The organism is Microcoleus pseudofavosus SVA1_A4, assembly GCF_036700565.1.
In the GTDB taxonomy this organism is placed as follows: Bacteria; Cyanobacteriota; Cyanobacteriia; order Cyanobacteriales; family Microcoleaceae; genus Microcoleus.
The window spans coordinates 195,612-209,499 of the sequence record NZ_JAUBPE010000002.1; the positions used below are offsets into that span (position 1 = coordinate 195,612).

The 13,888-nt window shown below is 48.4% G+C and carries 7 protein-coding genes; 4 read left to right on the forward strand and 3 right to left on the reverse strand.

The window, feature by feature from the left end; genetic code table 11:
* Positions 1-202: 202 nt before the first annotated feature.
* Entirely contained in the window at positions 203-1,516 is a 1,314-nt protein-coding gene (locus tag QUA02_RS01850) for an RNA-guided endonuclease InsQ/TnpB family protein (protein ID WP_445305107.1), read from the forward strand.
* Between the two features lie 99 nt (positions 1,517-1,615).
* Positions 1,616-3,535 (forward strand): transglycosylase domain-containing protein, encoded by a 1,920-nt coding sequence (locus QUA02_RS01855; RefSeq protein WP_333024835.1) that lies wholly within the window; start codon positions 1,616-1,618, stop codon positions 3,533-3,535.
* 185 nt (positions 3,536-3,720) lie between these two features.
* On the opposite strand, the gene QUA02_RS01860 is transcribed toward QUA02_RS01855, so the two are convergent.
* The 3 genes from QUA02_RS01860 to QUA02_RS01870 all read right to left on the reverse strand — a co-directional run bounded on the left by QUA02_RS01860 (position 3,721) and on the right by QUA02_RS01870 (position 7,686).
* On the reverse strand, positions 3,721-4,044 hold the full coding sequence (locus tag QUA02_RS01860; RefSeq protein WP_006632589.1) for a DUF1825 family protein: 324 nt from the start codon (positions 4,042-4,044) through the stop codon (positions 3,721-3,723).
* 242 nt (positions 4,045-4,286) lie between these two features.
* Positions 4,287-4,880, reverse strand: a complete 594-nt coding sequence (lepB, locus tag QUA02_RS01865) for a signal peptidase I (protein WP_333024837.1) — start codon at positions 4,878-4,880, stop codon at positions 4,287-4,289.
* Between the two features lie 328 nt (positions 4,881-5,208).
* Entirely contained in the window at positions 5,209-7,686 is a 2,478-nt protein-coding gene (locus QUA02_RS01870) for an ATP-dependent Clp protease ATP-binding subunit (RefSeq protein ID WP_333024839.1), read from the reverse strand.
* A gap of 1,350 nt (positions 7,687-9,036) precedes the next feature.
* Here QUA02_RS01870 and QUA02_RS01875 point away from each other — a divergent pair.
* The gene (locus QUA02_RS01875; RefSeq protein WP_333024840.1) at positions 9,037-11,115 is read left to right on the forward strand and encodes a histidine phosphatase family protein; all 2,079 of its coding nucleotides are present in this window, start codon (positions 9,037-9,039) and stop codon (positions 11,113-11,115) included.
* 182 nt (positions 11,116-11,297) lie between these two features.
* On the forward strand, positions 11,298-13,415 hold the full coding sequence (locus tag QUA02_RS01880; protein WP_333024841.1) for a mechanosensitive ion channel family protein: 2,118 nt from the start codon (positions 11,298-11,300) through the stop codon (positions 13,413-13,415).
* Positions 13,416-13,888: the final 473 nt, after the last annotated feature.

Genomic DNA, 13,888 nt, shown 5'->3' on the forward strand with positions numbered 1-13,888 from the left:
TGCCAAAGTGCAGCAGAATTAGTTACACTCACTGGTTGACGCATAAAAACATAACTATAGCGTGAAGCCGTGTGAACCCCGGTCTTTCAAGCTGGGGATGAAAAGCAGCAGCAGCTTTTAAGCTGCCAGTCACCAGCTTTTGAAATAATCCTACAAGATAATGTACAATTTTGTAGAAGGAGGTGATTGAACCCTGTTAACCCTGACTTACGAGTACAAAGCAATGCCCACAAATGAGCAGATTCGGCTAATAGAACACACCCTAGACTTGTGCCGAAAAGTGTGGAATTTTGCTCTGCGTGAGCGCAAAGACTGGATTAATTCTCGCAAGTGTCCGGTGAATGCTTGTTCAATCATCTCTGAGTACATCATTCCAGCTAATGAACTCTACCCAAACTACAATGCTCAAGCCAAGTCTTTAACACTTGCCAAAGAGCAGTATGCAGAACTGAAAACTGTTAACGCCCAAGTGCTGCAACAAGTTCTGAGAAAACTTGAAACAGCATTCATTGATATGAAGCGCAAAGGAATGGGGTTTCCCCGATTCAAAAATCGGTACAAAATTCGGTCATTCGTTTACCCGCAACTGGGTAAAGCTCAATTCCTGAAGGACAATCAAATCAAGTTGCCGCAGTTGGGGTGGTTAGAGTATGTCAAGTCACGCAAGATTCCCGACGGTTTTTTAGTTAAACAAGCTCGGATTGTTCGCAAGGCTTCCGGGTATTTTGTGATATTGACACTAGAATGTGACGTGAATGTGCCCGATGTTTTACCATCGGGTTATCCAGTGGGATTGGATTTAGGTCTAGACAAGTTTGTTGCCACCTCCAATGGCGCGTTGATTGAACGTCCTCGATTCTTAGATTCGCTGCACCGCAAGCTGACATTGCTGCAACGCAGATTGAAGCAAAAGCAAAAAGGCTCCAGCAATCGGCACAAATTAAATCGGCAAATTGCACGATTGCATCAACGCATTGCCGATACTCGAAAAGACTGGCATTTCAAACTAGCACACTCGCTTTGTGAAGATGCTGGGATGATGTTTGTCGAAGATATCGACTTTCGAGTCTGGGCGAAAGGAATGCTGGGTAAACATACCTTAGATGCTGGATTGGGGCAATTTGTTTCAATCCTGGAATGGGTGTGTTGGAAGCGTGGCGTTTACTTTGACAGGGTTAACAAAGACTACACCTCGCAAGTTTGTCCTCAATGCGATACGCATAGCGGAAAAAAAGAATTAAAGGACAGAGTTCATTCCTGCCCTGAATGCGGTTACACGACTCATCGAGATGTAGCGGCCGCACAAGTGATCCGCAATCGCGGAATCTCTGCGCTGGGACGCAGCGTGGCTCAAATTGCCTGTGGAGACGGTCTGACGGGGACTGGGAACAGTCTAGTTAAGAGTCAACGAAGCAGCGAAGTTGCGGTGGAGAGGCACGGCTTCAGTCTGCCTTGTAACATCCTTGGAGAATCCATGTGCATTTATGCCGGGGAGTACGTCAACAAGCTACTATAATCCCAAAGCTGACCGGCTTTCATTAGCTGACAGCCTCTAGGGTTCCCATCTAAAATTAAAAGTCTTAAGCCCTAAATCGATTGAGGAAGTGAAATCCACGTGTCAACCAACGCAGTCCGCAAAAATACGGAAAACTCAGCCCCTGTATTCGAGTTTGTTCAGTCAGTCAGTAAAGTGACCGCCGGAACCATACTCAGCATGACAATGCTTGCCAGTTCCGTAGTCGCTGGCGGACTGGTTGGCTTAGCGATCAGCTTCCGCAATTTGCCAGATGTTCGCATCTTGCAAACCTACTCTCCCACAGAAACTACCCACATTTACGACATCAACGGCAAGCCCCTAGCCAGCATCCACGACGAAGCCAACCGGGATGTCGTACCCCTTGACAAAATCTCCCCGAACCTAAAACGGGCCGTTCTGGCGATCGAAGATAGCAACTTCTTCACCCACAAAGGCATCAACCCCGGCGGGATAGCCCGAGCTCTCATAGTCAACCTAGAGAAAGGTAGAACCGTTGAAGGCGGTTCGACTATGACTATGCAGCTAGTCAAGAACCTGTTTCTATCTCCCCAGTCAAAATTCAGCCGCAAGATAGCTGAAGCAGTAATGTCTATCCGCTTGGAGCAAATTCTCAACAAAGACCAAATTCTGCAACTGTACCTGAATCAGATTTACTTGGGTCACAACTTGTACGGCGTAGAGACAGCCTCAAGAAGCTATTTCAACAAGTCAGCAAATAGTTTGACTCTTTCAGAAGCAGCGATGCTAGCCGGCTTAATTTCCGCCCCCGAAGAATACAGTCCTTTCGTCAATTACAAGTTGGCAAAAGAGCGGCAGGAAATCGTTTTAACCCGCATGAAGGATCTCAAATGGATTACGCCGGCCCAAGAGACTGCCGCCCGATCGCAAAAAATTAAGCTAGGCCAAATTACCTCTTTTGGCAGCTCTCAAGTTCCTTACGTAACACAAGCTGTAGTCCAGGAGCTGACACGGCGTTTCGGGCGAGATGCCGTGCTCAAGGGAGGAATGCGCGTTCAAACCACGATCGACCTCAAAATGCAGCGCATAGCCGAAGAAACCGTCAAAGCGTGGCACGATCGGCTTTATTACCAAGGGCTGTTTTACGATCGCGACCAAGGTCAAATTGCCCTAGCAGCCGTCGATCCCCGCACCCACTTCGTCAAAGCAATGGTGGGCGGCGTCGATTACAAAAAGAGTCAGTTCAACCGGGCCATTCAAGCACGCCGCCAGCCCGGATCTTCTTTTAAGCCTTTCATCTACTACGCTGCCTTTGCTAGCGGCAAATACAGCCCCGATTCCGTTGTCTACGACTCTCCTGTCGGATACCGCGACGGCGACGGCTACTACTACCCTCAAAACTACGGCGGCGGCTTCTCCGGTGCCGTCAGCATCCGCAGAGCTTTGGAAGTATCGCTGAACATTCCCGCCATCAAGCTCGGTCAAGAAGTCGGATTGAATAAAGTGATTGAGATTTGCCGGGTGCTCGGCATCAGAAGTCCGATGGAACCCGTGGTTTCTTTACCCTTGGGTGCAGTTGACCTGACTCCTTTAGAAATGGCCGGAGCTTTTGCTACCTTCGCCAACAACGGCTGGCATTCTGACACCACGTTTATCGTGCAAGTCACTGACAGCAGCGGCAACGTCTTGCTCGACAATACACCCAAACCCAAATTAGTTCTTAACGCCTGGGCTGCGGCATCTGTCAACAGCGCCCTCCAAGGGGTAATTAACAACGGAACGGCAAGGGCGGCCCAACTCGGGCGGCCGGCTGCTGGGAAAACGGGTACAACTTCCTCAGAACGGGATATCTGGTTTGTGGGTTACGTGCCCCAGTTGTCCGTGGCTGTTTGGATGGGCAACGACGATTACACACCGATGAGCTACGGTGCTACTGGCGGTACAATTGTCGCCCCTGTTTGGCGCGATTTTATGAGCCAAGCTTTGCAGGGCGTTCCCGCAGAAAGTTTCAAACCTGCTTCAAATTTTGAGCGGCCTTAATTCTTGGGCATTGGGCATTGGGCATTGGGCATTGGGCATTGGGCATTGGGCATTGGGCATTGGGCATTGGGAATACTTTCTTTTTCTTCCTTCTTCCCTCTTCCTTCTTGCTTCTTCCTTCTTCCTTCCATCCGTTACATCTCGCGCAAGCGAATCCGTTGCCGAACTTCCTTCTTCATCTGACCTTAAGATTGCTTTTCCAGTTCAGATTTCATCCGCTCCAGCGTTGAGTTCATTTGCTCAAACATCTGCTGGGGCGTGATGCCAAATTGATTGAGCTGTGTTTTTAACTGCTCTACAGTCATCTGAGCCATGAAGTCCTCAGACAGCTCGAAGCGCTTCATAAAAATACGGTAGCGCTCCATCATTGATTCCATCTGAGCGATGAACATTTTCTTGCCTTCGCGATCGAATTTGCCGTAATTGCCGCCTAGTTTGATGAGAGATTGATAGTCTTCAAACAACAGCTTGGCTTCTTGCTGAACAATTTCTGAATCAAAAAATCCCATAGCTTTCCTAATTTTTTAATATTGAAGTGATTTTGCTCTAGGCGAGAAATCCCGCTGCTTTTTGTACTATTTTATCAGTTGCCGGAGGAAGTCCCTACCCCTCAAGGTACAAGAATCAGTAGAAATTTCCGTACAGGATAAGGCATGGGGCATGGGGCATGGGGCATGGGGCATGGGGCTTGCGATGACAACAGTCAACAGTCAACTGACAACAGTCAACAGTCAACTGTCAACTGACTTCTTCAAACTTCCCCGATACGTTCTAGAGGCCAAAACCGCACTACAGCGCGACCGATGATGTTCTGCTTAGGTAAAAATCCCCACCTGCTGGAGTCGTTGCTGTTGTTGCGGTTGTCTCCCATCACGAAGTATTGATTTTCCGGGACGCGATAGGGCCCCCACTGGTATTTAGGAGGTTCAGCAATATATTTTTCGACGATGGGTTTGTCGTTGAGGTAGACTAGACCTTTTTTAACAGCGACGGTTTGACCCGGTAAGCCAATTACCCGCTTGATGAATGCTTGGTCTTGGGTAAAGCCTTGTTCTTGCAACTTTTCGGGCGGGGCAAATACTACGATGTCGCCAGTTTTTGGAGGTTCGAGGTAGTAGGAGATTTTTTCGACTACGACGCGATCGCCTACGTGCAAAGTCGGTACCATAGAATCTGAGGGTATGAAGCGCGGTTCGGCGACCAACGCTCGAATCACTATTGCTAAACCCAAAGCAATAATCACAATCTGAAGATTTTCTCGCTGCGATTTCCACGCTTTTTGCCACCACGGTTCAGGTAGGTTTCCTGCTACTTCTGTACCCAAATTCTTTTCTTCAGATGTCATAAAAGTCCTCGCTATCTAGTTGCTGCTAATTATCTAATTGCCATTGAAGTAGCTCGTTCTAATTAAACGTAAAACTTTGTTTGGGTATTCATAAACCCGATCGCGGGCGAGCACTCTTGATGCCACTCCTACAGAAACCGAGTTTATCTGTCTTATGTTTTTTGAGACGAAGATACTCCAAACAGTAAGCGTGCATTCTCTTGATTTTAACTCATAAAAAAGGCAGAGAATTAAAATTCTCTACCTTTTTTATGTGAGGATTTTGAGTTGTTTGCGACTGCAAGATTTGTTATTTCAAAACTTTACTCGCGATCGCACTTGCTCAATCTTACTCAGCGCCTTGGGGCAGCAATTCCCGCTTTTGACCTTGCAGCACCTTGACAATTCCGTCCTCGCCCACATCCACAACAGCGGTGTCGCCGTCTTTGATGCGGCCAGAAAGGATTTCCTCAGCCAAGCTGTCTTCCAACAACCGCATGATGGCGCGGCGCAGGGGTCTGGCTCCGTAGCTGGGGTTGTAGCCTTCTTCTATCAGCCGTTCTTTGAACCGTTCAGTGACTTCCATCGTGATTCCTTGTTCTGTCAAGCGGCCGAACACTTCTTTGAGCATGATGACGGCGATTTCCTTGACTTCTTCCCTGTTCAACTGGCGGAAGACGATTATTTCGTCAAGTCGGTTGAGGAATTCTGGGCGGAAGTAGTTTTTGAGTTCTTCGTTAACCAAGGAGCGAATGCGGTTGTAATTGGCATCGGTTTGGTTTTCGCTGAACTCGAAGCCGAGGCCGCCGCCGCCTGTTGCGATGACCTTAGACCCGATGTTGGAGGTCATAATCAGCAGCGTGTTTTTGAAGTCTACGGTGCGACCTTTGGCATCGGTTAAGCGGCCGTCTTCCAATATTTGCAGGAGCATATTGAAGACATCGGGGTGGGCTTTTTCGATTTCGTCGAACAGCACGACGGTGTAAGGACGGCGGCGGACTGCTTCTGTGAGTTGGCCGCCTTCGTTGTAGCCGACGTAGCCGGGAGGAGAACCGATGAGTTTGGAGACGGTGTGCCGTTCCATGTACTCCGACATATCCAGCCGAATCATCGCGTCTTCGGAACCGAAGAAGTAGCCGGCTAAGGCTTTGGTGAGTTCGGTTTTGCCGACGCCGGTGGGCCCGGAGAAGATGAAACTGGCGATCGGGCGATTGGGATTTTTCAAGCCGACGCGAGCGCGGCGGATGGCGCGGGAAACGGCTTTCACTGCTTCTTCCTGCCCGATCAAGCGCTGGTGCAAGGTATCTTCCATGTGCATCAGCTTTTCGGATTCGGATTCGGTCAGTTTGTTGACCGGGACGCCCGTCCAGCTTGCCACGATTTGAGCGATATCTTCTTCGGTGACTACTGGCGACGGGTCGGTTTCGCCGGTGCGGGCCGAGTCGGTTTTTTTGGCTTGGGAAATAGCGCGAATTTCGGCTTTGATGGTCATTTCCCGATCGCGCAATTCGCCGGCTTTGTCAAAGTCTTGAGAACGCACTGCTTCGTCTTTATCTTTGAGGACTTGGCGCAGTTCTTTGTCAAGTTCTTTGGCTGCTGGGGGCAGTTGGGAGTTGATCAGGCGGACTCTCGAACCTGCTTCGTCTACCAAGTCAATTGCTTTGTCTGGGAGGAAGCGATCGGAGATGTACCGGTGAGAGAGTTTGGCTGCGGCTTCCAGGGCCGTGTCCAAAATTTTCAGCTTGTGGTGCTGTTCGTAGCGTTCCCGCAGACCGAATAGAATCTCGATCGTCTCGTCAACGGTCGGTTCGCCGACCATCACTGGCTGGAAGCGCCGCTCTAAGGCTGCATCGCGCTCGATGTGCTTGCGGTACTCGTCGAGGGTCGTAGCGCCGATACATTGGAGTTCGCCTCTTGCCAGAGCCGGCTTGAGGATGTTCGCTGCGTCGATCGCCCCTTCAGCCGCACCTGCACCGATCAAAGTGTGCACTTCGTCAATCACCAAAATCACGTTACCCGCTGTGCGGATTTCGTCCATGATTTTTTTGAGGCGTTCTTCAAATTCGCCCCGGTATTTGGTCCCGGCGACGAGCAAGCCGATGTCGAGGGTAACGACGCGCTTTTCTTCGAGGATATCTGGGATGTCGTTGTTAGCGATGCGCTGGGCCAGACCTTCGGCGATCGCGGTTTTACCGACTCCGGGTTCGCCGATTAGCACCGGGTTATTTTTGGTGCGGCGACCGAGGATTTGAATTACCCGTTCGATTTCTTTTTGGCGTCCGACTACTGGGTCAAGCTTACCATCGACGGCCATTTGAGTCAGGTTGGCGCCGAATTCATCCAGGGTTGGGGTTTTGGTGCGGGCACCGCCGCCGGTGGCTGCGACTTCTGCGGTTTCTCCCAGCATCCGAATTACTTGGGTGCGGACTTTCGACAAGTCTACTCCCAGGTTTTCTAAGACTCTGGCCGCTACTCCTTCACCTTCGCGGATCAGGCCCAGCAGCAGGTGTTCGGTGCCGATGTAGTTGTGTCCGAGTTGGCGAGCTTCTTCGAGGGATAGTTCTAGAACCCGCTTGGCGCGGGGGGTGAACGGAATTTCGACTGCTACGAAGCCGGAACCGCGCCCGATGATTTTTTCTACCTCAATCCGAGCGTCTTTGAGGTTGACCCCCATTGATTTGAGGACTTTCGCTGCCACCCCGGTTCCTTCACCGATCAGACCCAGGAGGATCTGTTCTGTCCCTACGAAGTTGTGACCCAGGCGGCGAGCTTCTTCCTGGGCCAACATGATTACTTTTATTGCTTTTTCTGTGAAGCGTTCAAACATGATTTATTCCCATCACCTGCTGCTGTGTGCCCGTTTCGAGGTCACGCTCGCACTTAAGGAGCGTTTTTGTTCTTGTAGGGACAGGGCATTGCCGTGTCCCTACTCGTACTGCTTATTCTAGCGTGACACTCCCCAACCGCCAGGTCGCACTGGAAAAGCGGTTGCAGATTCTAGGCTGCTGTTGCAGGTGGCTTTCAACTGGGAAGACCCAAATGGTGGCTGACCTACAACCTCCCCTAGACTGCAAGAAGATTGCTCTTCTCGGTCTGTGCCCAACCTACGACTACGTATTGATGGATTCTAGCATAATCTTTTTGGCTCTCATGCAGGTGCAAAATTGATATTTATCGAAGTGTCGGGCGGGTTTTTCACAAAAGTTATTGGCTAGATGGGCGATCGATCCCCTAAACTCGCTCTTAAGCTGCTGTCCATCTCAAGAATCTTTTGGTTTGCGAGGGAAAGAGCGAGCTGGGCTTTTTTTATCTTAAATTTTGTCTCAGAGCCTTTGAAGATTTGGGTGTTCTTGATGTTGTCAGTTGTGCGATCGCTCCTGCATCAATTAGTTAGTATTGCTACACTCCGAGGGTTAAAGTCAGACTATAATCAGCACGGTCAAAGAAAGTGCTTTCGCAGCAGAGTGTTTTTTGTCGTTAACCGCTCAGAGTTAAATCTCTCAAACTTTAAAGTCACAAGAGAAACTAAATCTTGTTTATGAGTCCTAGGATTTGTCGCGATTCAGTCCGATTTTGCTGTTTTAAACCCCAAAAAATCTGCGTAATACTTCGAGGAAAAACACTTTTGTTTGACGATTTTTGACAACCTTTTTATCAAATTTAAGTTTGGTGAGTACGAGAAAATATCTAGTATTCAGTCGCACGCGGGAATGGGCTTTCAGGAAATCGCTAATCACAACACTTCCGACAGTTTTTGATAATCCACTGTAGAAGAAGGGTTGCAGGGCGAACATTAGGAGGGTGGCGCTAACGATCGCACGATCGATCAACCGAAAATCAAGGGTTTCAGACTAGGAATTCAAAACAGCCCGCACTCTCGCAATCATGAAAAACTTTGATATCAACCCGAGTACATTTAATCTTTAGCATAGCTCTCCCTTTTCTGGTAAACCGCGAGAAAGTGGACTACTTAGATTTTTTTTACTTCAGGTGATTTTACCAGAAATTTTGCTGGACAAAAAGCACGGTCTTCGAGTGCAAAGTATTATGACCGGCACGGTCTATGACCGTGGTTGCGTGGTAGAGTGCTTTTGGTCGTTAACTCGTTTGAGTTGAAAGTCTGAAAGTTCAACGTTAGACAATCTGAATCATGTTTAAGGCGTAGTGAAAGTAAATCATGAACACTAGAAACTTAGATGACCCGGTAGAAAGTAGCGACAATGGATCGATCGAAGTTCCAGGTAAATCCCACGATGGAACTACAGCAACTTCTGTCGCTTCACAAAAAGAATTCAATGCAGAAGAGCTAGGACGTGTCTACTTTATACGCCACGGTGAAAGTACCAGTAATGAACGCAACATTTTTGCGGGAGTTCTGGATGTTGACCTCACATCATTTGGCCGGTTGCAGGCACGCCGTGCAGGTGTTGACCTCAAGAAAAAAGGTACAAAGTTTGACGCAGTATATGTCTCTCACATGAGACGCGCGCGCCAAACCTGTGAAATCGCCCTTGCTGAAAGTCAGGCACTAAAGTCGCCCGATACCCCCGTTCAAATCGACCATCGAATTAGCGAGAAATCCTTTGGCATTTTTGCGGGGCGCAACCTAAATCTGCTGCGTCTAGCCCTGGGCTACGAAGGCTTCGAGGAAATGTTGCACTCGCACAACGAAGCACCCCCCGCTGGCGAAAAGATTGCCCAAGTTTACGCTCGCGCCGCCAATTTCTACGAGGACAAAGTTGTACCCCACTTGGAACGGGGAGAAACAGTTCTAGTAGTGTGCCACCAATATGTATTAGAGCCTTTAGCCCTTTATTTAAGCGGTTTGCCACCGACAGCTTATAAACACCTGAAACTCCCCAACGGTAAAGCTCTCAGCGGTGTGGATCTGGTCAAGTTTCGCGATAAGGAATCCGGCGGTGCCGCTTCCCTGCGGAAAGAGATTAACGACCTTTCAATTATGTGGGCGATTTTGATCTATGCCGCCGCCTTTTTGCTGGGAAGTTTGGTAGGGGCAATCACCGCCGGAGCAGGAGGGATTCCGTCACCGCTATTTCGATCGATAATTGTTGCGTGTCTTGCCGCTTCAACGTTTTATACCTACCTAGACATTGACTTTGCAGCGAGTAAACGCAAAGTAACTTCAACTGTGAAGTATCTAGTTTACGGGTGGATGGCAGTGCGGTGGGCAGTTGGGCTATTTTTAATATTTTCTGGATTTTTGTATCAGAGCGAAGCGGATTTGTACAAAGTTTTGTGGGTGCTGTTTTGGATGGTTCCGCCAGCCCTGACTTCCCCAGTTTTATCCGTGCTTTGGGGCGGCAATCTTTATCCGTCGGCTCTCTTGTCAAGAACCCTATCGATCGTTGCTCCGCTGGCGCTTCTGGCTACATTGAAGGTTGCCAATTTACCGATTAACGTTGACAGCCTGATCTTTTTCGGTGTCATTCTAATTCTAGGTCTGGCAATACCCGGAGCGATCGCCCAATTTTGGCGCGACAAATCCCCGGTTGAATCAAACCACCACAGTAAGAACTGGAAATTTATCGGCGTGCTTGCTGTTGCATTAATGGCTTTGGCAACCGGGTTTCAGTTTACTCCTGCAACATTCCTCAGCGATATATTTTCCTCAACGGATACAGCGCGATCGCTAGCTTGTCTGCAACAACTGGCAATTGCAACTTTAGTCTTTGTCTCAATGCGCGTAGCAGCTACATTAACCTCAGTGTTTACAAAAGGCAAGCTAAGCAAGGCAGAAGCTCGGGATGCTTATATCCTGCTTGTGAATCCCAACTTTTTCCTTTGGGCAGCTCTTTTTATCGGTGTTAGTGCAACTACTTCGGAGGTGAAGTATGCAGTTTTTTGGGCATCGCTGGGCTTTTTCTGCATCCCGCTCATCGAACAGATATTGTTCATGAATTCATTTGGCAATGACATACTGAGAGAAACACTGCGTTCTTCGAGAGTGGCAACCGAAGATATCAAAAAGCTGTTCCTGCAATTGGATACGGATGGAAGTAAGTCGCTCGATCGGGCCGAAATTACGGAGTTGTTAGGGCTGATCGAAGATATGACAACAGGCGAACGCAGCTCTGAAGAAGTCAGAAGCTACGTCACTGATTATCTTTTCAACATTCTTGACAGCGATAAAAATGGCACTGTTGATTTAGCAGAATTAGAAGAGTACGTATCGACGTATGGGTTGGTTGCCAACCTGAACGTCGTCTCTGCGGCTGCATCCCCAGTTGGAGCATAAGTGGCGATCGCCCGGAATTGATACTAATGGAGCAGAGAAAATTTACAAAAATTCTCTCTGCTCCAAGTTCAATAAAGGAGCAATTTACAGATTCAGTTACTCCACATTCCGTCAATTTCGAGCTTAAAAAACCTAGTTTTGCAATCAACTTGTTAGATATAAAAATCTGGAGAATGTAGCAAATGTCGCGTTATAAAATTCGAGCAATTATCCTGACAGCAGTCGTTTGTGTTGGCGTAGTATGGACGACTCCCGTGCGCTCGCAAGAGCAAGAGCCAGCTCCCGATGCTAACACTCCAAAGGAAAAGGTGGAACAAGTTAAACCAGAGAAACCACCAGACCCCAAAGCAGCAACTACTACCAAAGCTCTGAATATTCCCGTTGATGAACTGAAAATCCTCGTTAAGCCGCTCACTCTCGAAGAACTTGGAAACGAAGCAGCAGCGTGGATGCTGGTACTCCAAAAAAAAGCCCAGGAAATCAGCGAGGCTGAAGTTACCATCAAACGCCAGAATCAAGCCATCAGCCAACAACAAGAAGGTACGGATGCCCTAGAACAAGCCAAAAAAGCCCTCGAAGCAGCCGAGACAGCTCAAAAAGGTGCTGCCCCTGGTTCGCCCGAGTATCAAGAAGGGACGAAAAAAGTAGAACAAGCCAAAGAAAGCCTCAAAAAAGCCCAGTTAGCAGTCGAGAAATCGAAAACAACCAAAGCCGAATTAAAACAAGACGAGACATCAAATAAGACGCTGGAAAAAGCTCAAAAAACGGGCGACATAGAAACAGCCAAAGAAACTCTCGATAAAACAAAAGCCGATCGCGATCGAACCGTTTCTGGATCTCCAGCTTATCAAGAGGCGACCAAAACCATCGAAAAACTAGAAGCAGCGCTCAAAGCATTCGAGGATGCCCAAAAAGCTCAAACTGGTGCCAAGCCCGATTCCCCGGAATCCGAGCAAGCCACCCAGCAGCTAGAAAAAGCACACGAAGCCCTCAAACAAATGCTCAAAGAGCTTGGGGCTGGTGCAACAGGGCAATCGTCCCAAGAGCGAGACAGCGCCACAGCCGCCCTCAAAAACACCGAAATTAAAAACAACGGGGAGGAGAAAGTTGCTGGGGAGCCCGGAGTCGTCAACAACCAACAGAACCTCCAACAAAAACAACAGGAACTCAAAACAACCACCGAAAATTTGCAAAAGAGTACCGATGCGGAGTCCAAGGCAAAGAACCAACTCGTAGTCACTGTTACCGAACTCCAGTCGCAGCTAACGGCGATCGACGATCGGTTTAACGTCATCTTAGAAGAACTGGAGAAAAAAGGTGGCGATCCCAAGCCCTACCGCCAGTACACTAAAGCAGTTATGAGTATCGACGTGGATACCAAAGATACCCAAGGTTTGGGCGTGCGACTTCTGGCTTGGGCCAAAGCTGAAGAAGGTGGACTGCGCTGGGCGGGCAATACAGGGAAGTTCGTCGGGATTGTGATTGTTTCCGTCATTGTCTCTCAAATCCTCGGCGCCATCCTCAACCAACTGCTTTCGTTATTCGGCGGCACATCGAGAATCATGCGCAAATTTATCGTGATGCTTGTCAAGCGGGGCGGGGTTGTTATCGGGTTTCTGCTGGCTCTGACAGCCCTGGAAGTCAGCCTCGGTCCAGTTTTAGCTCTGGTTGGGGGTTTGAGTTTCATTTTGGCCTTCGCCCTGCAAAGCAACCTGGGTAACATCGCCAGCGGCTTGATGATTATGGCTTACAAGCCCTTCGATGTCGGTGACGAAATCAAACTCGGCGAACTTTGGGGATGGGTAGAGTCCATCACCTTAGCTAACACGAAAATTAAAGGTCTTGACGGTCAGATGTTTAACGTTCCCAACAACACGGTTTGGGGCGACACTATCGAAAACCTGAGTCACGATGAAACTCGCAAATTTACACACTGCTTGCGGATTAGCTTTGACGAAGACTTGGCGAAGGTGGAGCAATTGCTCGTAGAAATTCTGAAATCGCACCCCAAAGTTTTGGCAAATCCAGCCCCCAGTACCCAAGTGTGGAGCATTGAAGACTATTACATCAGTGTGAAGGCCGATGGGTGGGTGAAAAAAGAGGATTTTTGGACAGTCCATTCAGACGCGATCCGCATGATTCGGGAAAGGTTCAACTCTGAGGGTATCCAACTTGCTGCTATCCCCAAAAGTATGGATGTATCAGAACCAGATGATGGTAACGGCAAAATTTCCCATCTGGTTTCGGAAACATCCGTGCATCGAAAAGCAGGAGCGGTTTCGGAAAGCTCTACAGATTAATATCTGGTAGGTTTGTCTCTAGGAACGAAACTTAACCCTACATAGCAAAACAAAGCCACAGACCAGATTATTATTCAGGAATTGCAGAAACTCAAAGAACGTCGAGACAAATAATCATCAATTATCGCTGCCCCCCATCTTTAACGGTTTCCAATTCATTGGTATAGTTTTCTCCGTCTGGCGGTTATAGTATAAACTGAAAGTAGACTCTGAGGAAAATATCCCAATGAAATTAAACAAGTTTGTCCTAGCACAAAATATGGCATTTCTAATGTCCATTCCACCAGAAAGTAATTTGGCGAAGTTACTCTCCTTTTGCTTGGCGACAAAGGTTAGAAAAAATACAACCGGAACAGAAATCTTAAGGATTACCTGTGAGCTAATGGAAAACCCATCGTAAGGATTCAGGTCAAAAAAACTTCAGTGGCGGCATCTGGTAAAATAAACGAATGAAAAAGCCCGCAGCCACCAGA